We start from the raw sequence: 26,836 nt of genomic DNA, 5'->3' as shown, positions 1-26,836 counted from the left end.
TACCCTACCTTATTTCATTTTTTTAGGGCTAAAATGAGAGAAAGCTTTATTAGCTTCGGCCATTTTATGAGTATCTTCTTTCTTCTTAATGGCAACACCTCTATTATTAGAAGCTTCAAACAGCTCTTCGGCAAGTTTATCAATCATCATTTTTTCAGAACGTTTTGATGCAGCATTAATAATCCAACGGCTAGCAAGGGCATATCCTCTTCTTTCATCAACATGAGTCGGAACTTGATAATTAGCTCCTCCAACCCTAACCGAAGTTACTTCTAAATGCGGCTTCACGTTATGCATAGCATTATTAAAGGCTTGATACGGATCAACTCTATGCTTCTTTTCAATTTTATTAAAGGCTGAATAAACAATTTTCTCTGCAAGGGCTTTCTTCCCTTCTTTCATAATATTATTGATAAATCTTGACAGTAAAATACTGTTATATTTCATATCAGGTAAAATTACTCGTTTTTCTGCGGCATGACGACGTGACATTTTATTTTTTCTCTCTAACTAATAATTTATTTTTTTGTAACTGCAACTTGTTTACGAGGAGCACCGTAACGTGACCGACCTTGCTTACGTCCTTTAACTCCGGCAATATCATAAGCACCGAGTACGATATGATATTTCACCCCCGGAAGATCAGGCACCTGACCACCTCTTACTAACACCCTATCATGTTCCTTTACACTATGCTTTTCACCAGGAATATATGCATTTACGGTTCTTTTATTACTTAAACGCACCGTTGCAATCTTACGAAGTGCAGAGTTAGGCTTTTTAGGGGTAACGGTTTTTACAACTAGGCAAACACCGCTTTTAAAAGGATTAGATTCTAAGGCAGGAGATTTGGTCTTACGAGTTTTTGACTTTCTCCCAAAACGTACTAATTGATTATATGTCGGCATTAAAAAAAATACTCCAAAAAAACTTATATATACGATAATTAAAGGGTGAAAATACTTCCACCCTTTATTTTCAATCATTTCTAAATACAAATTCTTATAATTTGTAAATTACACTAAATTTAAATTATAATTACTTTTTCCATAAAAGCAAGTATGTTTTAATTAACAATCATTTTTTTCTCAATTATTTTTGCTATAAAGCTGATTAACATAACTAAAATATAGTAACAGCACGCAGCAATAAGCATTGGAAAAAAATAATTATATGTTTCAATTGATACAATTTGTGCTCTACGCATTAAATCCATTTCTCCAAGCATAGAAATAATGGCTGATTCTTTAATCAAATTTACAAGCTCATTTACTAATGACGGAAAAATATTTTTAACTGCTTGCGGCAGAATTATATCTTTCGTTATTAAAAACTTTGGAATAGCAAGAGCTTCAGCCGCTTCAAACTGCCCTTTATCAACTGCATTAATCCCTGCCCTGATTACTTCGGAAACATATGCTCCCGAATTAAGAGAAAAAGCAATAGCTCCCGCCATAAACACACTAAATTTAATACCTATGATATAAGGTGAAGCAAAATAAATAATACTTAATTGAATTAATAAAGGCGTTCCTCTGAAAATAGAAGTATAGAAATTTGCAAAAAGCCTTAAAGCATGATTTTTATTTACCTTACAAATAGCGAGCAGCATCCCTATTACTAAACCGAATATAACAGCAATAACGCTATATTTTAAAGTTACCAAAGTGCCCTCTACAATAAAAAAGATTTTTGGATAGAACTTTATTAAATACTCAAACATATTTTATATATATTTTTTTCTTGTCATACCGCGGCTTGACCACGATATCTAAAAAATAAGCATTTTTGGATCCCGCGATTTAATCTCGGGATAACATTAAAGGTTTCTAGATTCCTGCTTTCGCATGAATGACATAAGAACATTAATCAGTACACTCTCTTCACCGGCGGGACTGCTGTTACTTCATCGGTTAAAGTAGTTAAAGTCACAGGTTTATAATCAAGAACTACTTTACCTGCTTCATCGATAGAGCTAAGAGTATGCTTCATCCAATCCTCATCATTACGATCAGGATAATCTTCACGTGCATGAGCTCCTCTGCTTTCTTTTCTTGCAGCTGCCGAATATACCGTTACTAAAGCTTGATCAAGTAGATTATCTAGCTCTAAGGCTTCCACCAAATCGCTATTCCAAATTAAAGATTTATCGTTAATTTTTATATCTTTATAGCCGCTTCTTATTTCGCTAATCATTCCTGCCCCTTCATCTAGTAGCTCTTGAGTTCTAAATACCGAAGCATGGCTTTGCATAGTTCTTTGCATTTTAAGCCTTAACTCTGCAACTAAAATATTACCGTTAGCGTGACGGACTTTATCAAATCTATTTATAATTTTTTCAAGGCTTTCTTCTTTTATAGACTTGTGGGGACTCGCAGGCTTAATAAGCTCGGCTGCTTTTAATGCAGAACTTCTACCAAATACTACCAAATCAAGCAAAGAATTTGATCCTAATCGGTTAGCACCGTGTACCGATACGCAAGCCGCTTCACCGATTGCCATAAGCCCTTTTACTACGCTATTATGATTTTTACCGTCTTTGATTATGACTTGACCGTAATAATTCGTCGGTATCCCGCCCATATTATAATGTACCGTAGGAAGTACCGGTATCGGCTCTTTAGTCACGTCAACACCGGCAAAAATTTTAGCCGTCTCAGAGATACCGGGCAAACGACTATGTAAAATCTCAGACGATAAATGATTTAAATGTAAAAATACATGATCTTTATGCTCGCCGACTCCTCGCCCCTCTCTTATTTCTATAGTCATTGCTCTTGAAACTACATCTCTTGAAGCTAAATCCTTTGCAGCAGGAGCATAACGCTCCATAAAACGCTCACCGTTTGCATTAACGAGATATCCCCCTTCACCTCTTGCCCCCTCGGTAATAAGACAGCCGGCCGAATATATACCTGTCGGATGGAACTGTACAAATTCCATATCTTGCAGTGGAAGAGCGGCTCTAATCGCCATACCGCCCCCATCACCAGTACAAGTATGAGCAGACGTCGCTGAAAAATAAGCACGCCCGTATCCGCCCGTTGCAAGCACTACATTATGCGCTCTAAAACAATGCAGACTACCGTCATCTAAATTCCACGCAACTACGCCTCTACATTCACCATCTTCCATCAATAAATCAATAGCAAAATACTCAACGAAAAACTGTACTTTATGTTTTAGTGACTGTTGATATAAAGTATGCAGTATGGCATGCCCCGTACGATCTGCCGCAGCACATGTACGCTGAGCTGCTTTTCCTTTGCCGTACTCTGTTGTCATCCCTCCAAAAGGACGCTGATAAATTTTTCCCTCTTCAGTTCTTGAGAAAGGTACGCCGTAATGCTCTAGCTCTAAAATCGCATCGGGAGCGTTTTTGCACATATACTCAATGGCATCCTGATCGCCTAACCAATCAGAACCTTTTACCGTATCGTACATATGCCAACGCCAATCATCTTCACCCATATTCCCAAGAGCCGCACTAATTCCGCCCTGAGCAGCCACAGTATGACTACGGGTTGGGAACAGCTTAGTTATACAAGCAGTATTTAGCCCTGCTTTAGCCATACCGAATGCAGAACGAAGACCTGCTCCGCCTGCACCTACAACTACTACGTCAAATTTATGATGAACGATATTATACGCTTTGGTCATTAAATTAATTTTTTACTATTTTGATACGTGAATTGTCTATCTCTGTCACCCCATGGCTTGACCACGGGGTCCAGTAATTCAATATACAATATTGTTTTCTGGATACCGCGGTCAAACCGCGGTATGACAATTTTTATCCTTTATAAAACAGCGCTACTACAAAAGCTACAATAGTAACAATGCAAAATAATTGCACTATTATAATCAATGTATTACGTAATTTGTGACAACTTATATAATCTTCAATTACTACACGCATACCAAGCATCGCATGATACAACGAAATAACCACCGTAATTAACAAAGCTACTACATTAAAAGGCTTTTTAAGTGCCCACATAATAATATTTATATCATTATTTTTATTGGTTAACGTAAAATATATTAGCCACACAGAACATAAAGCTAATATAATCCCCGTTACTCTCTGCAATAACCAATGATGAGAACCGCTTTTAGCAGAACCGCTATTTTTTGCTTTTACAATTTCTGCTTTAAAATCATATACCATTAATTTTCTCTATTATTTGTTTTAGCTTTTCGTCATTGCGAGGAAATTGCATAGCAATTGACGAAACAATCTCAGGCATTTGTTATTATTTCTGAGATTGCCACGTCGATGCTACGCATCTCCTCGCAATGACATTTTTAATTACTACACCCATAACAATACCGTTAATAATACAGATCCTAACACTACACACCAACCGGTGATATTAACCAATTTTATAGAAAAACCGTAACCGATATCCCAAAATAAATGCCGAATGCCGTTACATAAATGATAAAACCAAGCGTAGCTAACAGCTACTAAGCATATTTTTATAATACAGCATTCAGCAAGCTGTAAATAATTATTGTCATATTTACTAAGAATCAACCACCACACCAAGATTGACACCGCAAAAAACAAAGCTACGCCGGTCATACGATACAAAATTGATAATGTAGAACTTATTTGTGGCTTATATATAGTTAAATGCGGTGAAGTTGGACGCTTATTATAAATTTCTTGTTTGGTTTTAGTCATATATTTCTAATAAATAAACAAAGGGTTATGTCATTCCCGCGAAAACAGGAATCCAGTAATTAAAAAATACAACTATACTGCATTTTTAAAATTAAAAGCTCTCTTTTTTCTGGATTCCTGTTTTCGCGGGAATGACATACTACACGTTTCAATCGGTCAACGACATCTATCTCTGCAACCAATGTCTTTCTACAGGCGATAAATCATCTGTCACTGCTCTCCTATCATCGAAGACAAAACATTCACCTTGCCATAAATTGTTCTTGTTTTGTGTATCTTCTAGATATTGCAGTATTCCACCCTTTAAATGATATACCTCATTATAACCTATGCTTTTAAGTAAGCTGGTGGATTTTTCACACCTGATACCACCTGTACAAACCATAGCAATTTTCTTACCTTTGAGCAATTCTTGATTCTGCTGAACCCAAGCAGGAAATTGTTTAAATGTTTTGGTATTAGGATTAATTGCTGATTTAAATGTACCAACCTCTACTTCATAATCATTTCGAGTATCTATTACTATAACATCTTGTTTTGTGATAAATTCATCCCAATCTTTCGGCTCTATATATTCGCCTTTAAACAAATCAACATTTAAATCATCAACGTTCATTGCTATGATCTCTTTCTTCAGTCTGACTTTCAATTTCTGAAAAGGATGAACATCACTATAATTTATTTTAACGTTAACATCTTTGGGACCGGTCAGCTTTATCAATTCTTCAAGTACAAGATTTACATTTTCATACGAACCTGAAAAAGAACCGTTAAAGCCTTCATTAGCTAATAAAATAGTACCTCTAATATATTTTCTTTTACCGAGAAGCAAAAGTTTCGGTATCAAATTCGCTGGTTCTTCTATATTAACAAAACTATATGCACTTAAAATTGCTATTTTTTCATTCATAAATTATTTAGGTATTATTTTTACATTCTATGTCATTCCCGCGAAGGCGGGAATCCAGCAAAAGCTATAAAAAACTTATTTTTTATTTTATTAAATATGTAATTTATGTTAAGATTATTTTTCCTTCATGGAAATAACATAGAAAACTACATAACCTGCAATGGTACGAACATATTACTACTCCCCCTTTCAATCAAGAGCAAAATATTTTGCTTATCTGATTTTTTAGCATTGTCATATAATTCTTCTAGCTTACTTATATCGTCTATGCTTTCCTGATTAATATTGGTTATCAGATCACCAATTTTGAAGCTACTTTCTTCTTCATCAATATTGGTTATCACTATTCCCATTTTATCTTGAGGAATAGTATATTTTTGTCTTAGTTCTTCAGTCAAATTACCAAAAGTAATATTATTTTTAGTAATAGATAAATTATTTTCTTCTTTATTTGTTATTTCTTTCTTATTGGTCTCTTCTGTAGAATCTTTGGTAACCTCTTCATTATCCGAAGTAACTTTAATAGGTAACTCAAGCTCCTTTTTATCACGAAGTATTTTTACTTTTACTTCCTGATCAATAGGAGCATCTGCAATAATTACACGTAATTTTTTAGTATTTTTAACCGGTATATCTGCAAACTCTATTATTATATCACCTGTTTTAATTCCCGCTTTATCACCTGGACCGTCTTCTTGTACTTTAGCTACTAACACCCCCCTAGTATTTTTAAGTCCTAGCCCTTCAGAAATTTCCTCGGTTAAATCTTGTATTGTTACTCCAAGGCGTCCTCTACTTACTTTTCCATCTTTCTTAAGACGTTCGATTATAGGCTTTGCAGTATTTGACGGTATTGCAAAACCGATACCTATATTAGTACCGAGCGGTGAAAAAATTGCCGTATTTACGCCGATTACTTTCTGATCCAAATTAAACATAGGACCACCGGAATTACCGTTATTAATTGCAGCATCCGTTTGAATAAAATTATCGACTATATTGTCCGTATCTATATCGATATCCCGCCCTTTAGAAGAAATAATACCACTTGTCACCGTACCGCCTAGATTACCGAACGGATTACCGATCGCAATAACCCAATCTCCTACTCTTGCATCATTTGAATCTCCAAACTCAACAAAAGGTAGAGGTTCCTCGCTATCTATTTTTAAGAGAGCTAAATCGGTTTTAGTATCGTTACCTATTAATTTAGCCGATAATTCGGTATTATCTGCAAGTTTTATATTAATTTTATCAACATTTGCAATTACATGATAGTTTGTCACTATTAAGCCGTTAGGTTCAATAATAAATCCTGAACCAAGCGGGACACTTTTCGGAGTTTGATCAACCTCTTCCAAATTCAGCGGTATATTAAGCTTTTCTAAAAAATCATTAACTTTTTCTTGCAGAGGATCTTTCTCGGCGTTTTCCGATTTACTATTAACATATTCTATTGTTGAAATATTAACGACTGCAGGAATTAACGGTTCCACTATATCGGCAAAGCTATAACGAGCGGCTTCACTTACTTTTAAAGGAGCAGAATTTATTTCCGTAAATTCATTCTCTTCTTGAGCTGCTACTTTTAAAGACTTACTATTTTCTTTTGCTAGAACAACGTTACTTGATATTAAAAATATTATAACAATAACTATTTTCAGATTAACCATATACTCCGTAAATAAAAATAGATAGACTAGTATACTACTTAGTAAGATTTAGATATTTTAAAACTTCAGCATCCGGTGAAATTACAAAATTAGTATTCTCTTTCTTTAAAGAATTTTTATATACTAAAAGTGATCTATAAAATTTATAAAATTCCGGATCAACTGAATAAGCAGAATTATATATTTTTGCCGCTTTCTCATCGCCGTCACCTTTAATAATTTGTGCATCTCGATAAGCTTTCGCAAGTATTATTTTACTTTCTTTATCTGCTTTTGAACGAATACGCACGCTTTCTTCTTGTCCTTCCGCTCTAATTTGGGTTGCTTCTTTTTCACGTGCCGTTTGCATACGACGATAAATAGCCGCACTATTTTCTTTTGGTAAGTCTGCTCTTAAAATTCTAACATCTACAACATCAATACCGAAGCTTTTAGCTTCACCGTCCACTTGATTTAAGATATTTAACATTACATTACTACGTTCCTGACTTAAAAGGCTACTTAGCGAGATTTTACCTATCACCTTACGCATTGACGATTCAAGATTACGAGTCAGCCTAATTTTCACACCTTGATAATCATGTACCGTTTTATAAAACATTACGGGATTATTAATTTGGAATTTGGCGTAGGCATCAACAATAACTCGTTTACCGTCAGCAGCCGTTAATTCTTTTGCCTCAACCTCAACATCTAAAAGACGCTTATCAAAAAATTCAACATTTTGAATAAACGGGATTTTAATATTCAGTCCTGGATTTTCTATAGTTCTAACTGCCTCACCAAACTGGAATACTACTGCAGATTGGCGTTGGTCAACTGAAAATAAGGAGCTAGAAATCAGTATCAGCCCAAAAACAATTGTAAAAATTATATAATAAATCTTTTGTTGCATTTAATATTCCTTGTTGTTTAGATGTCATTTGTGTATAGCGTGAAAAACACGCTTGATGTCATTCCCGCTTTTGCGGGAATGACATAGCACCCCTATGGTTTAATAGCCATGTGCGGCAATAGTGCATTATTAATAATCGTTTTATTTGAACCGCCTAATACCTCTTCGACTACTTCTAAATATAATCTATCTCTAGTTACTTGCCTACCTGTAGCATATTGTTTATAAATAGCATTAAATCTTTGGCTATCACCTTCTGCTTTCGATATAACTTCTGCTCTATAACCTTCTGCTTCTTGTATAATCTTTGCAGCCGCTCCTCTAGCTTCCGGCAAAATCTTATTATTATATGCTTGAGCTTGATTTATTTCTTTTTCTTTATCTGCTTTTGAAGTTTGCACGTCTCTATAAGCGTCTATTACTTCGGCAGGCGGCTCGGCTTTTAATAATTGTACTTTCTCAATCATAACGCCGGCATTATAACTATCCAATATCTTCTGTGCTAATTTCTCTATTTTATAAGTAATCTCCTGCTTTTGATCGGATAATACCCAAGAAATAGGAGTATTACCTATGACTTCCCTAACGGCACTCTCGACTGTTGCTTTTACTGTCTCTGCAGGTCTTTGTACGTTAAAAATAAAATCTTCAAGATTATTAATATGCCACATTACATCACAATTTAAAGCAATGATATTTTCATCACCGGTGAGCATTATACTTTCACCGGCAATATTTTTAGTATTATCGCCACCGCTACGCAGAGAGCTATTTGTACGATAACCAATCTCAATCCGACGTGATTGTTTAACTTTCTCAACTATTATCTTTTCAAAAGGTGCCGGTAAATGATAATTAAGCCCGGGGTAACCCTTACGCACAAAACGCCCAAATCTTATTACCGCTGCTTCTTCGCCTTCTTTTATTTCATAAATACCCGAAGCGAGCCATAAAGCAACCACTGCAACAACAACTAAAATTATTGTTTTAGCATTGAAATTAAATGGGAATTGAAATTGATCAAAATTAAATTGATTTTTACGCGGCCTTGTGAATATGTTATCTTCTTTATCAGACTCAAAATCTTTCCATGGGGATTTTTTTAAAATTGAGATATGTTTTTTATTCAGCATTTGCTTTATTGTTTTATATTATTTTTAAAGATGAGATAATTATATATATTATAGTATATAACGTCAAGTTACGAGCTTAAACAGCTTTAAATAAGGAAATTTAATTATGGCGAATTTACACCAACGACAAATTATAGATAAAATTCAGCATATTACCTTTAAAGACGGTACTTTTTTAAATGAAGTTATATCGGATATTATAATTAAAGGTAATAATATCGGTTTCTCAATAGATATATCAGGTAAAAACAAGTTAGAAGCCGAAGAAATTAGACTTAAGGCAATGAATAAACTTAACGAGATTTCGGAAGTAAATAAAATAACAATTGTTTTTACCGAAATTAAACCGATGGAGAAAAAAGTTCAAAAACCAAAACATTTTGTAGAAAATGTAAAAAAAATTATCTTAGTAGCGTCAGGTAAAGGCGGAGTCGGAAAATCTACAATATCGGCTCTTATCGCTCAGCAGTTAAGTCTAGCAAATTACCGAGTTGGGATAGTAGATGCGGATATTTACGGTCCGTCAATTCCTCATATATTCGGCATTAACGAAGTACCGCAAACGAAAGATGGACGAATAATACCGGTACTTGCTCAAAGCATCGAAATTATATCTATAGGCTTCCTCGTTAAAGACCGCTCGGCAATTATTTGGCGTGGTCCTATGGCGAGTAAGACTATTTATCAATTATTATCGGTAACAAAATGGGATAATTTAGATTATTTAATTATCGATATGCCGCCGGGAACAGGTGATATTCATTTAAGTATACTAGAAAATTATCATTTAGACGGCGTAATAATCGTAACTACACCACAAAAAATATCAGAAATAGACGTAATACGTTCTATAGATTTATATCAAAAACTAAATTTACCTATTTTGGGAATAATTGAGAATATGAGCTATATGCTTAAAAATAATAGTGGCGGACATTTATCACAAAAATATAATATACCACTAATCGCTCAAATTCCGATCACACCACAAATAGCCGAGGCTTGCGATAAATCACTACCTCTAACAAACTTATTAACATTACCTTTAGAGAAGTATTTACAATGAAAATACACGTATTGGAGGATTATAGAACAGGCAACACCCATCAGGCTATTGCACTTGCTGAAAAATTAACGGAAGAATATACAACAATTAAGCTTGAATATAATTGCTTAGCTAAGCTACCGAACTTTTTACTAAAATATTATCCTATTCATATAAAAAGTGAGCTATTGCAGTATCTTTTGGATCAGTCCCCGCCTGATATGATAATTACCGCTGGAAGAAGAACTGCAGTACTAGCATTTTATTTAAAAAAGAAATTTAAAGATATCAAGTTAATACAAATAATGCAGCCTAATCTTCCTTACAATGCATTTGATGCCGTTATTCTGCCTTATCATGACCAACGTCATTGCGAAGCCACAAAGTGGCTGAAGCAATCTCAGGGCTTTTTTACTAGATTGCTTCGTCAATACTTCGTATTTCCTCGCAATGACGACTTTAAAAACATCATCCCCATCAACGGAGCTATCAACAACGTAACTGAACAGTTCGCCGCAGCGAACTTGGAACTCCAAAAACATTATCCTACTCTTAAACAGTTTATTGCAGTGATAATCGGTGGGAATAATAAAAAATTTAATTTCCATGAAGATGAAGCAGTTTTATTTGCTTCATTATTAAATAAAATATATACTAATCAAAAAATACCTTTTTTTATTAGTTTTAGTAGACGTACACCACACAATGTAAAATCAATTATTAAAAATAATATGCCGTCCTCCACAATTATTTATTACCCGAACGAAGACGCAGGCTATAATCCTTATATAGCTATGCTCTCCAAGGCAAAATATATAATCTCTACGGCCGACTCAATCTCAATGTGCAGTGAAGCAGCTTCAAGCGGCAAGCCTCTTTATATATTCTGCCCACCAAACTTTAATTCTTCAAAGCATAAGATTTTTATAAAGCAGTTAGTAGAACAGAAGATAGCAAGAATTTTTGATAAGTCGGCTATTGCTCTAGAAGAATATAGCTACAAACCCTTAAATGAAGCAGAAAGAGTAGCTGAAATTATTAAATCTTTAATCAAAAGCTGGTAATTATATGAATAAAGATATACAATCATATATATTCATTAATAAGCTAAAATCTTTACCGTTTGTCAACGCAATATGGCTTTTTGGCTTCTCGTGCTAGAGGGGATAACGATGAGCGTTCTGATATTGATATTGCAATTTATAGAGAATGCCGACACGCTTTTAAAAATAGATTGTGTAAGGTTTGAAAGTACTAAAATAAGCTCTGAACTTTATAAAAATATATTAAAAGAAAAAAAATTATATATGTCAAAAATAAACCTTAAACTTGAAAAATTTCGTAAAGCTTTTATGACGCTTGAAGATATTTATTTAAAACCGACAACAGAAAATAGGGGCTTATATTGATGCCACTATACAAAGATTTGAATTTACTTTTGAACTCGCTTGGAAGTTTTTAAAAGAATATTTTTCTCAAAAAGGCACATTTCTTCACTATCCTAAAGAAGTGATAAAGGAAGCTTTTGTTGCCGGTATTATAAATGATGAGAGTTTATGGATTTATATGCTCACTGATCGTAATATGATATCTTATACTTACGATAAAAAGCTTGCTGATGAAATATATAACCGAATAAGAAATTATGTTCCTGAACTTAAGAAATTACTAAATATCATTGATTTAAAGATTTAATAATACCTTGCAGAGTTTGGACTTCAGAGGAAGAGAGACTATTTATACGTGTAAATATATTAGTGATATTTTGTTGCATAGCAGTTTTTTTGTCGGGAGCCTTGAAGAATCCAGCTTTATCGAGTTTGCCGAATAAATTTACTAAAAAATGCTCTATTTCTTCTTTAGTAGCTAATTTTTGAATGTTATGTACATCCTCTCTGGGCGTAGAATTACGCAACAACTCATAGCATATAATAATAACCGCTTGAGCAATGTTTAATGAGCTAAATTCGGTTGTATTAATAGTGATAATCTTATTAGCAAATGCGATTTCTTCGTTGCTAAGCCCATTATTTTCCCGTCCGAACATTATCCCGACTTTTTCAGAATTTGGATAATCTAAAGGTAAATTTTGTGAAAATACATAATCTTTATTCATAGCCCTTTTAATGCAAGTAGTAGCATATAAATATTCGAGGTCTTTAATGCTATCCTCTAGGCTATCAAAAATTTTTGCATGATCTATAATATTAACCGCTCCGACTGCATTACTACGTGCTTGCTCATTAGGCCAACCGTCTCTTGGAGCCACGATTCTAAGCTCATTTAAACCAAAATTCTTCATTGCTCTTGCAGTAGCACCGATATTCGCACCCATTTGCGGGGCAACTAATATTATTATTGGATTCATTTTAATAATTTTTTGTAACTAAGCAGGTATAGGCAATCGCTACGGCGTCAGCTTCATCAGAATTGGTAATTAAGGCAGTGCCAGACAGCAAAAGCTTTATCATATGCAACATTTGGTCTTTCTCTGCATGCCCATATCCTGTTACGGTTTTTTTTACCGTATTTGGCTTAAACTCGCGCATGTCCAAATTATATCTACCGATCAGCGACATTATCGCCCCTCTAGCATATCCAAGCTTTAAAGAAGTCACGCTATTAGTATTAACAAATGTTTCTTCAATCGCTGCCATATTTGGTTGATATTCTAATATTACTTTTTCTAATGTACTATTAATAAAAGCAAGTCTATGATGCATTGCATCCTTACTATTTGTTCTAATAATACCACTAGCTAAATATTTCAACTGTGCGGTCTCCTTTGCCACTACTGCCCATCCAAGACTCCCAAGTGCCGGATCAATTCCAAGTATTATCATGATTATTTAATGTTATTTTTATTGGCATTATTATATGGCTTTTATGTCATGCCCACTTTTGGGGAAATGACATCGAAAACGATCCAACAAAGCCTGTCAAGCCACAGAGTGACAGCTTTATATCTTCATATACTGATAAAATTCTTGATTATTCTCCCACAGCTCACGCACCTTAACGAATAAAAATAAATGAACAGGAAATCCAAAAAACCTCTCCATTTGCATTCGGGATTTTGCTCCTATTTCTTTGATTTTAGAGCCGTTTTTACCGAGTATTATAGTTTTATAGCTCTCTCTTGAAACTACTATAACTTGATTAATCTTTACGGATTTGTCTTTAAGATCTTCCCATTTTTCGGTTTGTACGGTTAATTTATAAGGGAGTTCTTTCTGCAAATTTAAAAATAACTGCTCTCTTGTAATTTCTGCTGCAATAAAACGCATAGGTAAATCCGTTATGTCGTCTTCCGCATAAAGCCAAGGAGAAATTTTGGCCTTACTTGTTATATATTCAAGTAATCCATCAATATTTTTGCCTGATAAAGCAGATATAGGCAAAAGCAAGCTATCAGGATAATTTTCTGTTAAAAAAGCTTTAATGTCATTTAGATATTTTGATTCGATGTCTATTTTGTTCAATAAAAATATCGGAATAATATTAAGTGAGCGAAGCTTATCTAAAATATTATGCGTTATATCATCAAACGACTTTAGACTATCAATAATTAACAGAACTAAATCCGCACTATGCAAACTAGACCACGCACATCTTACCATTGCTTTCTCTAAGCTCCCTTTCGGCTCAAATATACCGGGCGTATCGTATAAAATTACCTGTGTATCTTTTAAGGTAATAATACCGGTAATAATTGACCTAGTAGTTTGAACTTTTGGGGTAACAATTGAAAGCTTCTCACCGATTATTCTGTTTAATAAAGTTGATTTTCCGCTATTAGGTTGCCCGATTATACAAACCGATACCGTTTTCTGATTAGACATCTTCCCAAACTTCACTTCTAGAGGTAATTTAGACGTCGATCCAGTACTCGCATCCTCGCATACTGCGGCGGCAAGTGCTTCCGTGTCTCCTTTAAATTCCTCTCTATAAGCGAATTTGGCAAGATGTCTATTAGTCATTTTTAAGTCTATGCAATAAGCTGCGTGCTGCGTTTTTCTCTGCTTCTTTTATTGCGTGACCAGTGCCTGTTTGTTCATAATCTTTTACTTTTACAAGAACTGTAAAAGTCGATGAATGGGAGGCTCCTTCTCTTTTTATCAGACGATATATAGGTAGGTGATGATCACTAGCTTGAGCCCATTCTTGTAAAGCAGTTTTTGGGTCATAATCCGTTAAATTCTGAACTTTTATAAATTCTGCCCATAACTTCTCGATAATATCATGGGTTGTTTCAATATTGCTATCAAGATATATAGCTGCAATTAAAGCTTCCGTGGCATTTTCTATATTATTAAGATTATCACGCCCGCCTGCTACTTCTTCGCCATGAGTCATAATTATATAATTTTTTAAAGTAAGTTTAGCTCCAACCATGCATATTGTTTCTTTGCAAACCAAATAGGATCTAATTTTAGCTAAATTCCCCTCATTATAATTTGCAAAATTTCTAAATAAAATTTCTGTGATTACTAAATTTAATACGGCATCACCTAGAAATTCTAATCGTTCATAATCTTTATCATCCTTGTACTCGTGATGTTGCCTTAAAGACGGGTGACTTAACGCCTCTATTAAAAGCTCTTTATTTTTGAAACTATAGCTAAGTAGCTTTTCTAACTTCTCAAATGATTCCATTACGCATCCGTGTTATAAAGATTTCTGAAAATTCGATTTAACCTCACAGATTCAACCCATGGCTTTAACTTTAGTACTAGATTAATAACTCCTATATCATTATCCCACCAAGTTATTTTTGTTGAGAACCAAATAAATTGTGCTTTAGCAATAAAATTTTCAAACGGTACAAATCCAAGATTTACTCTACTATCATTTGACTGATCTCTATTATCCCCTAAAAAGAAATATTTCCCTTCAGGTACATAAAAAACATCCGTATTACCGTATCTATCATTATATATAACGCCATAAATAGGAGCAAGCTTATAAGAAAAATATGTTCTACCGTTTGGCAGTGTTTCTTTAAACTTTAAATATTTTATTCCCTCTTCGCTTATATAAGTTCCAACTTCCGTGCGTTCTATTTTTTTGTCGTTAATATATATTACATCATCAATCAATTGAATTTTATCGCCGGGTAGCCCTATTAAACGCTTTATATATCTAACACTCATATCGTTAGGCGGACGAAAAACTACAATATCGCCACGATCCGGTTCACGAGCAAATATTCGCCCTTTAAAAAGAGGAATAAAATCAAAAAAAGATAAAGAATAATTACTATAACCATAACTATATTTCGTAGAAAATATATAGTCATTCTCAAGTATGGTTGCTTTCATAGACCCGGTTGGAACGGTAAACGGCTCCATAATAAGTATTCTAATAAGTAAAGCGATACATATTACAAAAGCAAAAGACCCCCACTCTTGCTTAGCTGTTTTATTAGTGTTTGATTTTGTATTATCTGTTTGCATAATCTCTTAATTATTTATAAATTGGAATCGTCATTGCAAGGAAATTACAAAGTAATTGACGAAGCAATCTCAGGAGTTTGTTATTATTTCATGAGATTACCACGTTCCTTTCTCCTTTCAGCCGCTCGCAATGACGGCTTAGTATCCACGCAGGCAATATCTCCTCGCAATGACGATAAAAAGTCAAACCACACTATAACTCTTTATCCTTGCCTCAATCTCGCTTCTAAAATGGCGTATCAGCCCTTGAATCGGCCAAGCTGCCGCATCACCTAAAGCACAGATAGTATGCCCCTCTATTGCTTTCGTAACGTTAAGGAGTTCGTCTATCTCAGATTTTGTGACATTACCTTTAACTAGCCGCATCATAACTCGCCACATCCAGCCCGTACCCTCACGGCAAGGAGTACATTGCCCGCAAGATTCATGCATGTAAAATTTACTAAGCCTTGCTATTGCATAAATAATATCGGTAGATTGATCCATAACTATAATACCGCCTGTACCAAGTCCAGAACCTGCTGTTCTTAAACTATCAAAATCCATATCTACTTCACATAATGACTTAGGCAGTAAAGGCACAGAAGAACCGCCCGGGATTATGGCTTTAAGATTATCCCATCCACCACGAACACCACCCGCATATTTCTCAATCAATTCTTTTAACGAAATGCCCATTGCTTCCTCAACATTACAAGGCTTGTTAACATGCCCTGATATGCAGAAAATCTTAGTTCCCGTATTGTTAGGTTTACCTATACCAGCAAACCAGCTAGCTCCTCGTCTTAAAATGGTTGGCACTACTGCGATAGACTCAACATTATTTATAGTAGTCGGACAGCCATATAACCCAAAGCCGGCAGGAAAAGGCGGCTTTAAACGAGGCATACCTTTTTTGCCCTCTAAGCTTTCAAGCAATGCCGTTTCTTCGCCACAAATATAAGCACCCGCCCCACGATGTAAATAAATATTACAATCAAAGCCCGAACCGCAAGAATTCTTTCCTATTAACCCTTCTTTATAGGCTTCATCTAAGGCACGCTGAATATTAGAGGCTTCATTATAAAACTCACCTCTAATATAGATATAACAATTATTCGCTCCTATAGCAAAGCTTGCAAGCAAGCAACCTTCTATTAATTTGTGCGGCTCAAACCTTAAGATATCACGATCCTTACAAGTGCCAGGCTCAGACTCGTCGGCATTTACTACTAAATAGCAAGACTTCTCTAAATTTTTAGGCATAAATGACCATTTCATACCGGTAGAAAATCCGGCACCTCCTCGCCCTCTAAGCCCTGATTTCTTAACCTCTTCAACGATGAAATCTCTACCTTTATCAAGCAAAGCTTTAGTATTCTCCCAATCGCCTCGCTTCTTGCTAGATTTCAAATCATGGCTTTGCTGCCCATGCAGGTTAGTAAAAATTTTGTCTTCTTCTTTTAGCATAAACTATTCTCGTTATGGCTTAAAAACGTCATTGCGAGGAAAAATTGAAAATTTTGACTAAGCAATCTCGTGCCAAAATCCTGAGATTGTCATGCAGGCTACGGCCACTCGCAATGACAATAAAGCCGGCCCAAGCAACAATGCCTGCTCGCAATGACGATTCTTTACCTTTCTATTACTTTTTTATTAAACTTCCTATTAACAAACATTGTAAGTATCGGAGCAGAGATAAAAATTGAGGAATAAGTACCGACTATTATCCCAAAAAATACAAGTATGCTAAAACTACGGATTGCCTCACCGCCAAAAAGAATAAGGGCTAAATTGGCAAGTAGCGTGGTAATGACAGTTAAAATAGTTCTTGATAAAGTCTCATTAATACTTAAATTTATAATTTCCGTGATATTTTTTTTATGATATTTACGTAAATTTTCTCTAATCCTATCATATATTACTACCGAATCATTAACGGAATAACCTATAATAGTTAACACTGCAGCAATAGTACTTAAGTTAAAATCAAGCTTTGTCATACTCATAAACCCAAGAGCGAGTATTACGTCATGCACTAAGGCGATCAGTATACCAAAACCAAAATACCACTCAAAACGCACCCAAATATAAACCATAATCGCTAAGAAAGAGAATAACATCGCCATAGCCCCCGCTTCTATTAGCTGCCTACCGACTTGCGGACCGACAAAATCTACCTTACGATATTCAAACTTATACGGAAAATTACTTTGCAAAGATCCTTTAATTAACTCAATATTTTTCATGAGATTTTCTTCACTATTACTACCGAATCTAATCGATAAATCACGCTCACTACCGAAATTCTGTAAGACCACCTCACCTATTCCAAGCTTGCCTAGAACCCCACGCATTTTTGGCAAATCAGGAGCTTGATCAAGCCTTACTTCAATAACTATACCGCCGGCAAAATCAATACCGAAATTAAATTTATATATACCGATCCAAATAAAGCTAATGAGTGATAAAATAATTGAAAAAGTGTAACTAACTTTTTTAAAATTCATAAAATCAAAATCGATTTTATTAGGTAAAAGTCTTAAAGGATAAATTTGCATTATTATATATTTTGTTGAATAAGGATTATATTTGTATTATATAGTAAATTCAAAAAGGTTAAATGATTTTTTATGTCAGAAGTAGTAATAAAAGAACAATTAGAGCAATATATAAGCAAAATAGAAAGATTAGAACAAGAAAAAGCTGATTTATCTCAAGAAGTAAAAGATATCTTCCAAGATGCTTCTTCACATGGATTTGATGTTAAAGCTATGAAATCTATATTGAAACTAAAGAAATTGGATAAAGATAAACTTGCCGAGCAGGACGCTATGCTTGAGCTTTATAGAGATACGTTAGGGATTTGAGGCATACGTCATTGCGAGGAAATTACGAAGTAATTGACGAAGCAATCTAAGGAGTGTGTTATTATTTCATGAGATTGCCATGCAGCCTACGGCTGCTTGCAATGACGTATTGAGTATTCACGTAGCAATGCACTCTTCCGCAGTAATGACATAAGAGATACAAATATATTTAAGCTTTTGCTGCCTTAGTTTTAGCAATAGGGATATGTCTCTCTTTAATTCTAGCCGACTTACCGCTTCTATTTCTTAAATAATAAAGTTTAGCACGACGAACTACTCCGTATTTTACTACATCAATAGAGTGTACTATCGGCGAGTAAGTCATAAAGCGTCTTTCGACTCCTTCACCGTGGCTAATTTTACGTACTAAGAAAGATGAAGTAATACCGCGATTTCTTTTTGCGATAACTACACCTTCATAAGCTTGAAATCTTTCCGTTAATTTTTCCTTACCGTCTTTCTCAATCGATCTATCAACAATTTTAACAGTTACCTTAACTGTATCGCCGGCTTCAAAATCAGGAATTTTTTTATTTGCAGTACGCTTTGAAATATTTTCCTGTTCAAAGCGGTCAATAATATTCATTTTTTAACTCCTTCACTCTATAAATCTTTAAGTAACTCCGGACGGCGTAATTTAGTAATCATATGTGATTGCGCTTTTTTCCATTCATTAATTAGCCTGTGGTTACCGGATAACAAAACACTCGGTACAGCTCGATTGCGCCAAATTTCAGGTCTTGTATATAGGCTGCATTCAAGCCCGCCCTTAAATTCCCCGTCTTCTTCAAAAGACTCAGAAGATAAGGTATTTTGGTTCATTAAAACACCTGGCAGTAGTCTAATTAAGCAATCGAGAATGGTGAGAGTAGGTATTTCTCCGCCGGATAAAATGTAGTCGCCTACACTAATTTCTTTAACATTATACTCTTCAATTACACGTTCGTCAATCCCTTCGTAACGTCCACATAAGAATATGAGGTTTTTATTTTTTAACATCTCTTTAGCAAAGCTTTGGGTAAAGACTCTACCGCGAGGTGAAGGATAGTACATTTCAGCATTAGGATTTAAAGCAAGAGCATGATCTATGCTACTGCCTAGAACATCAGGACGCATTATAAGCCCGTTACCACCGCCATAAGCCTCATCATCAATATTTTTATGCTTAGTTAAACCGAAATCTCGAATATTAATAACGTCATATGACCAAATATTTTTATTTAGTGCTTGTCCTGCTAAAGAATGTCCTAGAGTTCCAGGAAACATTTCAGGAAAAACGGTTAAGATTGTGGCATGAAGTATAGACATACGTTTAAAATAGTAGACAGTACCAATTAACGCAATAAAATTATAATTTAATTATTTATCCCACCCACCTGTCCTATAATCTTCTTTTCTTTGTTTTTTAGCAGAAGCTGTTGTACCACTCCTAAATGCTTCAGCTTTTTGTTTATATGTTTTATGAGCTTGATCACTTTGAAATTTTTGAAATTCTGCTTTCTTAGCAGCTTCTATATAATGGACTTGTTATTTTCTCTAAGCGTCTCATAGCATCTTTATCTAAACTAATACCTGCTTCTCTGTTGCTTGCTGCTCTATTTTTAATGCTGTCTTATAACCTGCTGCTGCGTTTTTAGCTATAACTTGCCTCTGCATCAACCCACTTTTCTAGAATCTTTCTTCATTACATCATTATATGGATTTATCTTATTATTTTTAATATCCTTTATTTGTTTTTCTGCTTTCTTTTTATCAAAAAATCTTCTGGCATAACTTCCCCCCAAATTTAAGTTAAAAATATATCTATAGTTGCATATATTTCAAAAAAAGTTAATAAAGAAAAATAGAGGTATAAGTAATTAAAAATTAACCAATTTGTGTTATAAAAACTTCATCACTTCCTCAGCGATGATTAGCTCTTCGTTTGTCGGCACAGCGAAAACTTTAACCTTACTGCTTTCAGCGCTTATTAGATGCTCATTTTTTTGGTTTTTTGTATCATCTATTTTAATGCCTAGCCATAAAAGTTTTTCAGTAATCATTTCTCGTATTACAGCGGAATTCTGTCCAACACCGGCAGCAAAAATTAGACAATCAACTCCCTCAAGTGCAGCAGTTAGCTTACCTATTTCAAGTACAATGCGATACACAAATAACTCTATAGCAAATTTAGCATCAGGTGAGTTACTGGCAAGCAAAGTACGCATATCGGAGCTTTCACTGGACATACCGAGTAATCCTGATTTCTTATATAGTAACTCGGTTACTGCTTTCGTAGTCATTTGCTCATGATCGATAAGATATAACACTACTCCAAGATCAAGGTTACCTGTCCTTGTACCCATCATAACACCGTCAAGTACGCTAAAGCCCATGGAACTTGTTAAACTAAGACCGTTTTTAATAGCACATAGACTACTACTGCGTCCTAAATGAGCTATAATAGTCTTTGTAGGTAAATCTTCCTTTGTCATTTCGTTAAAACGGCTGCTAACATATTTATATGATAACCCATGAAAACCATAACGAATTATCCCTTTATCATAATATTTTTTCGGTAAACCGAACGCTTTTGTAATAGGAGGATTGGTAAAATGAAACGACGTATCAAAACAAGCTATATGTGAGATTTCTTTATATTTTTGAAGAAATAAAGCCAGTACCTGCAAATTATAAGGTTGATGCAAGGGGCTTAGAGGTATTAATGCTCTTAAATCTTCACTAACTTTTTCATTAACAATAACCGGTTTATTAAAAATTTTCTCGCCATGGACAATACGGCGACCGGTTGCAATTAACTTGAGATTTTTTTTGTTTTTTCCACCAATCTTTAAAAAGATCAATAATCATTTCAATAACATCATCTTTAATGTCGTTAGCAGATGCCTGTGTTTTATTTATATGAAATAATATTTTATTATCATTTTTTCTAAAAAAATATTATAAATTTTATCCTTAACTTTTTCATTCTGAATTTCAAAAATAGAAATTTTCAAACTAGATGCGCCAGCATTAGCTATTAAAATAACATTTTTCATTATTTACCTGCTTGGATATGTAGCTTCACCTTAGTGTGATTATAAATAAATGAAGCAAGTACACAGGAAATAATAGGCACACGGGCTCCAAGAACGATACCCGCCATAACCGCTTGACCCAAATATTTTAGCTGCTTTGCAAGCATATTGCCTGATTCAAGATCATGTACTACTAATATATAAGCATTTCCTGAAACTGAAGAACTAATGCCTTTTGCTTCTGCAGCAAATAAAGAAATAGCATTATCAAACGCAAGCGGTCCGTTAACTATAGCATTCGTAATTTGCCCTCTATCTACCATTTGCGATAAAGCAGCAGCATCAAGGGTTGTAGGGATTGCAGAAGTTACCGTCTCAACTACCGATAATACCGCAACTCTAACCTGCTTGTCTTCTCTGATCATATGCATTAAATCAATAGCATTCTGCACTATATCACGCTTATCTTCTAGAGTAGGACGAATATTAATAGCAGCATCGGTAATAATGAACGGTTTTGGAAAGGTAGCAACTGCCATTGAGAAAGCATGGCTTATACGACGTTCAGTACGTAGAGTCCATTCTCCTTATAAACTACCGCAGACATAAGCTTATCAGTATGAAGCGCCTCCCTTGGCATAATAGCCGCAACTTCCTTTTTCTTTGCAAGCTCTACGGCTTTTTTTGCTGCTTCGTGGCTATGCTCAACATTAATTACTTGATAATCCTCAAGATCGACATTATTAACTTTTGCTACTGATTCAATTTTATGTTGTGGACCAATCAAGACCGGTTTTATTACATTAAATTGTGCCGCTCTAACTGCACCGAGTAATGATTCTTTATCGATCGGATGAACTACTGCAGTTTTAACAGGCTTAAAGCCGTCGGCTCTAAGTAATAGATCGATGAAATGCTTTGCTGCTTCATCACAGTCAAGATCGTTGATTTCTTTTGGAGGAGTATAAGTAGTACCTAATTTCTTAGCTAGAATTGCATCTAAAAAAGTCTCGTTTATTATATGTTGCTTCTTCATAAACCCCTTAATAAATTAAGCACTAACTTAATTAGATATTATATAAGTTAATTAATAAAGGGAAAACTAATTATTGTTTTTAGCGGGCATTTCTTAAATGCTATTAACGCAACAGTGTATATTCGAATTCCGTGTAGGCATTGTTGCGTAGTTCGGAAAATACCCTTAATGTCATTCCCGCAGAAACGAGCATCCAGTAAAGCATAAAAAAACTTGTTTTTTATATGCTTATTTTATCAAATATGTAACTTCTGTATCAATATTGAAGTTATTTTTCTGGATTCCTGCTTTCACCGGAATTACATAAGAGCTATATATCAATCATTTAAATAATTTCCAATTTCGTTCTTGCGGTGGAGAATCTGCTCTGCCTTCAGAAAAAAAACATTAGTAGGATTTGAGCTTAGTTCTGTAAATAGTTCTTCCCAACTTTTTGCGGTTTTAAGCTTTAATCTGATGATAAATACTTGAGTTCTTCAAAACCATTTTTAGTTTGATCGTTCATCAATATGTTTGTTTTTACATATTCTATATACTGTAATTGTTAAAAAAAACAATTATTAGTTATTCTACTTCATATTTCTTAAATGATCTTCTAATTTTCTTAGCTTTCTACCCTCGTTTACTATAGGCTTTACATAGGTTTGCATTTTGGCATTTTCTCTATATTTATTAATCTTATCGATCTGAGCATTGACTTCATCGGTAATGGCTTGCTTTCTATCCTCTATTTTATTTAATACTTCAGTACTATATTCATAATTTTTAACATCAGCATTAAAGTTATTAAGCTCTTCCGTAATCTTTTGGTCTATTTCAGCTTCCTCGGCGGTATCTTTAACTTTTTGTGCTATTAATGCCGGCATTTCTTCGATCTTGATATCATCTCTTTTGAAATGATCTTTAAGCTCTTTATAAGTTTGCTCTAAATTTTCCTGGGCTTTCTCGTACATAATATCATAATGCTCTTGGCGACGAATATATCGATCTCCATCTATAAATTCTGCATGTTTTCTATGAGCGTTATCTATCATATCGCGCATCTGAGAATCAGTAGCTTTCTCACGCATAAATCTGTCGCCCATCATTACCGGTTCACCTTCCTCAAATAACCTACCATGCACCTCATGAATAAGCTTTCTTTGAGCTAATTCTTGATAATATTCCACATCACTATGTCTACCTGCTTTTTCTAGTCTTGCTAGATATTCCGGTGATAATATATCTGCTTGAGCAGCTAGCGCCTCCTTATTAATATGCATTTGGAGCTCTTCATGTTCTCGTGCTTTTTCATCATCTTTTAATTTTTCGCTATAAGTTCTAAGCCTTGGATCGTTATATTCAAAATCATGCCATTCGGCACTGGTTAGATTACCCTCATAAGCATCACGTAAATCTTTACCGACTATTGCAGTTAAAGCTCCTCTTTTTATTCCTGTATAACCTGCATATATTTTTTCGCCTATACCTACACGCTTTTCTTCTTTTAATTTACGTTTTGTATCAACACGATGCTCTATCTCTTGCCAACTTCTAAGCACTCCTATATTCTTACCGAACAGACCAACACCTCGCCCGGACATTTCTTGGTGAGCATTTTTATAAGCATCTTGATAATCTCTAGTAAAGTTTGCATCGCTAGCGAGTTCACGTAAGTTAGCATCTTTTAATGACTTATCAAGCTCAGCTTTTTGTTCTTTACTTAAAGCAGCGTAATCTTTCACTTCATATTTATTTGCAGCAATTTTATCTCGAAGCTGAGTAAACTTCATGTGCGATAGTTCTTTTGCTTTTAATTCATTCCCCTTAGGTAAATTCTTTAATAATCCTGCAATACCGTTTTCATAATCCGTAATAGCATTCATTTTTACATCTTTAGAATCTATACCGTATTTTCGCTTAACCTCATTTTGTACGGTTTTATTTGCTGAAGAACCGAGAGCTTGCTTTTCAAGCCTTCCCATCATCATATTTTCAAATTTCTCGGCAAAAAACATACGAACTTGCTCTTTCCCTGCACTTACACGGCTAGTTACAGGTGCACTTACCGTCTTAGCCACATAATTTAGCGGTCTATTCATTTGTTGCGCTGCAGATTCATAAGATTGCTGATTAACTTTTTGTATTTCTGTTAAATTACCTGAAGTACCGGCAATAAATTGTGCCGTCGATATAGCAGTATCGTTAAATTTACTTAGCAAATAAATAGACACAAAAATTAGTAATATCCCGTCAAGTTGGACAAATTTCCCATTTATAAAATTACTAATTCTTTTTGCATCTTTAACTAAATCTAAAAACGGTAATTCAATATAGCGTTCATCTATACACTCATACGCAGCACAATGCTTACATTTATCAGGGTCATTCTTACAAGAATCATCTACTATTATATGATCTTTAGGAACTAATATATTTGCTTTGTGGAAATTATTTATACCGCCTTTCATCGGTACTGGGAACCACCAATAAAATATTGAATGACCCAGGCTTGGATCTATATCCTCAAGGAAGCTACCGAATATTTCATTTATCGGACCTAAATTAGGAAAATCATGTTTACATACTGCAAAACCAAGCGTTGAATATATTTCAGTTCTGATGATCATTGAAATAAAAGCGATACCGGTAAATAAAATTATAGGCTGTAATGCATATGATATTAATTGTCTTAACCAATTCTCAAATAACGAACGAGTTATATTAAACAACATGAAACAAATAAATATCGGTCCCATAATTATAATCATACCGATAGTTATAAGAGCGGTTAGATAGATAATAGTGGCTTTAAATATAAGAAAGAAAATAAAATATAAGGCTATTAAATATAGAATGATATATATAAAACCAAGCCAATCAACAAATAGTAAAGAAAATAATTTAGATAAAGTTTGAGGAGCAATAAGTAACCCAAGCAAGCTTTGAGAACCGGGACCGGTAGCCGAAGCTTCATTAATTATTTGCAGTATTTGCTGAACCCCATCAATAAAAAATACGAATAAATAATCATGAAAAAATGTCCAAGCTTTATCAGTACTTAATAATATTGAGACTATACTAACTTTTAATATTCTAACTATAAGTTCGACATGAGTAAGGTTTATATTACCTATTAAAAAGGAAAAGCCTGTAAACATTATATATAGAGTTAAAATAGCCGAGACACTCATCCTATAACCCGACGTATCAATTATTTGTTGATAAGTTTTCTTTATAATCCCATCCTTACCAAATAATACTCCTTTTATTAAATCCGTTAAAAATTGTAGCGGATCGGGTCTAGTATCAGTAACTCCGGACTTTATTACTAATCTATATTGCCCGCTATTATCATTATAAAATTTATCTATAATCTTAAAATAAAGAGGAGATTGAGCATATTTTGACTTATCTTCACCTTTATATTGATAATTTATACCTCCGGCTTCCAAGAATTGTCCTATACTACTAGTACTATAAAATTCATAGCCCGAAGTAAGCTCCTCTCCTAAATGCTGAGTTATACCTTGCGGTTTACTCTGTGAGTCCGGTGAAATATTGGGATCGGTATTTTTAGCAGCAATAAGAAAATAAAGCCCGACACCGTTTGTCATTATACATGGAGCATTACTAATCATTGCATCATTTTTATTTGCAGGATTAGGAGTACACATATCAAGTCTACTATTATCCCAAAAAGTACACGGTTGTAGCTTAACGCAAAAAGCAGCCAAAGTAGTTGTGTTATTTTTTTGACCATACCATGGACACCATGCAGATAACTGACCTGAAGTATTTTTATCGCCAAGTATATAACTCCACGGTCTTACCATAATGGTTAAAGGATAGCCGTTTACTTTATAAGCACTATCACGCCATGGTGCTACCTGATTACCTTCCTGTCTTGAAGTAATTTCTTCCGGATCATATCTAGCAGAGACATTGAATTTGATAAAACCGAAATCATCAGGGTCAATACAAGTATCACCGGTACAACCAGAAAGCAGCAATAGCGATATTAATAATGTAATAAAAATATTTTTGTTCATTTATTATGTGTTATTTCCATATGTCTTAATTTCAATGTCATTGCGCGCGACCATAGGGAGCGTAGCAATCTCATGCAGCAGTACTAAATTCCTGAGATTGC

Annotated in this window: 25 protein-coding genes and 2 pseudogenes; 5 read left to right on the top strand and 22 right to left on the bottom strand. The window is 34.5% G+C overall.

Annotated elements, in window-relative coordinates; translation table 11 throughout:
- Positions 1-9 precede the first annotated feature (9 nt).
- The 10 genes from rpsG to hflK form a co-directional block, all read right to left on the bottom strand.
- A complete protein-coding gene (gene rpsG / locus BTU51_RS01000; RefSeq protein ID WP_012150390.1) occupies positions 10-492 on the bottom strand; it encodes a 30S ribosomal protein S7 in 483 nt (160 codons plus the stop codon).
- A 26-nt stretch (positions 493-518) separates the two neighbouring features.
- Positions 519-908 (bottom strand): 30S ribosomal protein S12, encoded by a 390-nt coding sequence (rpsL, locus tag BTU51_RS00995; protein ID WP_004996647.1) that lies wholly within the window; start codon positions 906-908, stop codon positions 519-521.
- A 158-nt stretch (positions 909-1,066) separates the two neighbouring features.
- The gene (locus tag BTU51_RS00990; protein WP_012150389.1) at positions 1,067-1,723 is read right to left on the bottom strand and encodes an amino acid ABC transporter permease; all 657 of its coding nucleotides are present in this window, start codon (positions 1,721-1,723) and stop codon (positions 1,067-1,069) included.
- Between the two features lie 146 nt (positions 1,724-1,869).
- Entirely contained in the window at positions 1,870-3,660 is a 1,791-nt protein-coding gene (sdhA, locus tag BTU51_RS00980; RefSeq protein WP_012262223.1) for a succinate dehydrogenase flavoprotein subunit, read from the bottom strand.
- 133 nt (positions 3,661-3,793) lie between these two features.
- Positions 3,794-4,171 carry a succinate dehydrogenase, hydrophobic membrane anchor protein gene (sdhD, locus tag BTU51_RS00970; protein WP_012150387.1) on the bottom strand — a complete coding sequence of 126 codons (378 nt, stop codon included), beginning with the start codon at positions 4,169-4,171 and terminating at the stop codon, positions 3,794-3,796.
- 144 nt (positions 4,172-4,315) lie between these two features.
- The gene (gene sdhC, locus BTU51_RS00965) at positions 4,316-4,690 is read right to left on the bottom strand and encodes a succinate dehydrogenase, cytochrome b556 subunit (protein ID WP_012150385.1); all 375 of its coding nucleotides are present in this window, start codon (positions 4,688-4,690) and stop codon (positions 4,316-4,318) included.
- A gap of 166 nt (positions 4,691-4,856) precedes the next feature.
- A complete protein-coding gene (trhO, locus tag BTU51_RS00960; protein WP_012150384.1) occupies positions 4,857-5,600 on the bottom strand; it encodes an oxygen-dependent tRNA uridine(34) hydroxylase TrhO in 744 nt (247 codons plus the stop codon).
- Positions 5,601-5,746: 146 nt separating this feature from the next.
- Positions 5,747-7,273 carry a Do family serine endopeptidase gene (locus BTU51_RS00955; RefSeq protein WP_012150383.1) on the bottom strand — a complete coding sequence of 509 codons (1,527 nt, stop codon included), beginning with the start codon at positions 7,271-7,273 and terminating at the stop codon, positions 5,747-5,749.
- Between the two features lie 34 nt (positions 7,274-7,307).
- The gene (gene hflC / locus BTU51_RS00950; RefSeq protein WP_004996654.1) at positions 7,308-8,168 is read right to left on the bottom strand and encodes a protease modulator HflC; all 861 of its coding nucleotides are present in this window, start codon (positions 8,166-8,168) and stop codon (positions 7,308-7,310) included.
- 92 nt (positions 8,169-8,260) lie between these two features.
- Positions 8,261-9,301: an FtsH protease activity modulator HflK gene (gene hflK, locus BTU51_RS00945; protein ID WP_012150382.1), complete on the bottom strand. Its 1,041-nt coding sequence runs from the start codon at positions 9,299-9,301 to the stop codon at positions 8,261-8,263.
- 106 nt (positions 9,302-9,407) lie between these two features.
- On the opposite strand from hflK, the gene BTU51_RS00940 reads away from it, so the two are divergent.
- The 4 genes from BTU51_RS00940 (at position 9,408) to BTU51_RS00925 (ending at position 12,041) form a co-directional block, all read left to right on the top strand.
- Positions 9,408-10,367 carry an Mrp/NBP35 family ATP-binding protein gene (locus BTU51_RS00940; RefSeq protein WP_012262222.1) on the top strand — a complete coding sequence of 320 codons (960 nt, stop codon included), beginning with the start codon at positions 9,408-9,410 and terminating at the stop codon, positions 10,365-10,367.
- Positions 10,364-11,410 (top strand): mitochondrial fission ELM1 family protein, encoded by a 1,047-nt coding sequence (locus BTU51_RS00935; protein WP_012262221.1) that lies wholly within the window; start codon positions 10,364-10,366, stop codon positions 11,408-11,410. Before BTU51_RS00940 ends, BTU51_RS00935 begins: the two co-directional genes overlap by 4 nt.
- Before the next feature lie 108 nt (positions 11,411-11,518).
- The gene (locus tag BTU51_RS09005; protein WP_012150379.1) at positions 11,519-11,755 is read left to right on the top strand and encodes a nucleotidyltransferase; all 237 of its coding nucleotides are present in this window, start codon (positions 11,519-11,521) and stop codon (positions 11,753-11,755) included.
- Positions 11,739-12,041 carry an HI0074 family nucleotidyltransferase substrate-binding subunit gene (locus tag BTU51_RS00925; protein WP_329517986.1) on the top strand — a complete coding sequence of 101 codons (303 nt, stop codon included), beginning with the start codon at positions 11,739-11,741 and terminating at the stop codon, positions 12,039-12,041. Before BTU51_RS09005 ends, BTU51_RS00925 begins: the two co-directional genes overlap by 17 nt.
- Here the strand turns inward: BTU51_RS00925 and BTU51_RS00920 are convergent.
- The 7 genes from BTU51_RS00920 to secF form a co-directional block, all read right to left on the bottom strand.
- Positions 12,022-12,714 carry an RNA methyltransferase gene (locus BTU51_RS00920; protein ID WP_012150377.1) on the bottom strand — a complete coding sequence of 231 codons (693 nt, stop codon included), beginning with the start codon at positions 12,712-12,714 and terminating at the stop codon, positions 12,022-12,024. The two genes, BTU51_RS00925 and BTU51_RS00920, sit on opposite strands and share 20 nt — an antisense overlap.
- A gap of 1 nt (position 12,715) precedes the next feature.
- Positions 12,716-13,189, bottom strand: coding sequence for a crossover junction endodeoxyribonuclease RuvC (gene ruvC, locus BTU51_RS00915; RefSeq protein WP_012150376.1), 474 nt, complete (start codon positions 13,187-13,189; stop codon positions 12,716-12,718).
- 117 nt (positions 13,190-13,306) lie between these two features.
- On the bottom strand, positions 13,307-14,326 hold the full coding sequence (era, locus tag BTU51_RS00910) for a GTPase Era (protein WP_012262219.1): 1,020 nt from the start codon (positions 14,324-14,326) through the stop codon (positions 13,307-13,309).
- Positions 14,319-15,002, bottom strand: coding sequence for a ribonuclease III (gene rnc, locus BTU51_RS00905; protein WP_004996667.1), 684 nt, complete (start codon positions 15,000-15,002; stop codon positions 14,319-14,321). Before rnc ends, era begins: the two co-directional genes overlap by 8 nt.
- Positions 15,002-15,802, bottom strand: a complete 801-nt coding sequence (lepB, locus tag BTU51_RS00900) for a signal peptidase I (RefSeq protein WP_012150374.1) — start codon at positions 15,800-15,802, stop codon at positions 15,002-15,004. The genes rnc and lepB overlap by 1 nt, the downstream gene beginning before the upstream one ends.
- A 183-nt stretch (positions 15,803-15,985) precedes the next feature.
- Positions 15,986-17,251, bottom strand: coding sequence for an NADH-quinone oxidoreductase subunit NuoF (nuoF, locus tag BTU51_RS00890; protein ID WP_012150373.1), 1,266 nt, complete (start codon positions 17,249-17,251; stop codon positions 15,986-15,988).
- 164 nt (positions 17,252-17,415) lie between these two features.
- The gene (gene secF, locus BTU51_RS00885) at positions 17,416-18,342 is read right to left on the bottom strand and encodes a protein translocase subunit SecF (RefSeq protein ID WP_012150372.1); all 927 of its coding nucleotides are present in this window, start codon (positions 18,340-18,342) and stop codon (positions 17,416-17,418) included.
- A gap of 72 nt (positions 18,343-18,414) precedes the next feature.
- On the opposite strand from secF, the gene BTU51_RS00880 reads away from it, so the two are divergent.
- The gene (locus BTU51_RS00880) at positions 18,415-18,651 is read left to right on the top strand and encodes a DUF2312 domain-containing protein (protein WP_012150371.1); all 237 of its coding nucleotides are present in this window, start codon (positions 18,415-18,417) and stop codon (positions 18,649-18,651) included.
- Between the two features lie 169 nt (positions 18,652-18,820).
- On the opposite strand, the gene rplS is transcribed toward BTU51_RS00880, so the two are convergent.
- The 5 genes and pseudogenes from rplS to BTU51_RS00845 all read right to left on the bottom strand — a co-directional run bounded on the left by rplS (position 18,821) and on the right by BTU51_RS00845 (position 26,735).
- Complete coding sequence (gene rplS, locus BTU51_RS00875; protein ID WP_012150370.1) at positions 18,821-19,237, bottom strand: 50S ribosomal protein L19; 417 nt, start codon at positions 19,235-19,237, stop codon at positions 18,821-18,823.
- A 17-nt stretch (positions 19,238-19,254) separates the two neighbouring features.
- A complete protein-coding gene (trmD, locus tag BTU51_RS00870; protein ID WP_012150369.1) occupies positions 19,255-19,959 on the bottom strand; it encodes a tRNA (guanosine(37)-N1)-methyltransferase TrmD in 705 nt (234 codons plus the stop codon).
- 572 nt (positions 19,960-20,531) lie between these two features.
- A pseudogene (locus BTU51_RS00860) lies at positions 20,532-21,689 on the bottom strand (acetate/propionate family kinase).
- A pseudogene (locus BTU51_RS00855) lies at positions 21,689-22,704 on the bottom strand (phosphate acetyltransferase). The pseudogenes BTU51_RS00860 and BTU51_RS00855 overlap by 1 nt, the downstream one beginning before the upstream one ends.
- 569 nt (positions 22,705-23,273) lie before the next feature.
- Positions 23,274-26,735, bottom strand: a complete 3,462-nt coding sequence (locus BTU51_RS00845) for a type IV secretion system protein (RefSeq protein WP_012262217.1) — start codon at positions 26,733-26,735, stop codon at positions 23,274-23,276.
- Between the last annotated feature and the right edge of the window lie 101 nt (positions 26,736-26,836).

The sequence above is a fragment of the Rickettsia rickettsii genome, from assembly GCF_001951015.1.
Taxonomy (GTDB): domain Bacteria; phylum Pseudomonadota; class Alphaproteobacteria; order Rickettsiales; family Rickettsiaceae; genus Rickettsia; species Rickettsia rickettsii.
This window is presented reverse-complemented; position numbering and strand designations above follow the sequence as displayed.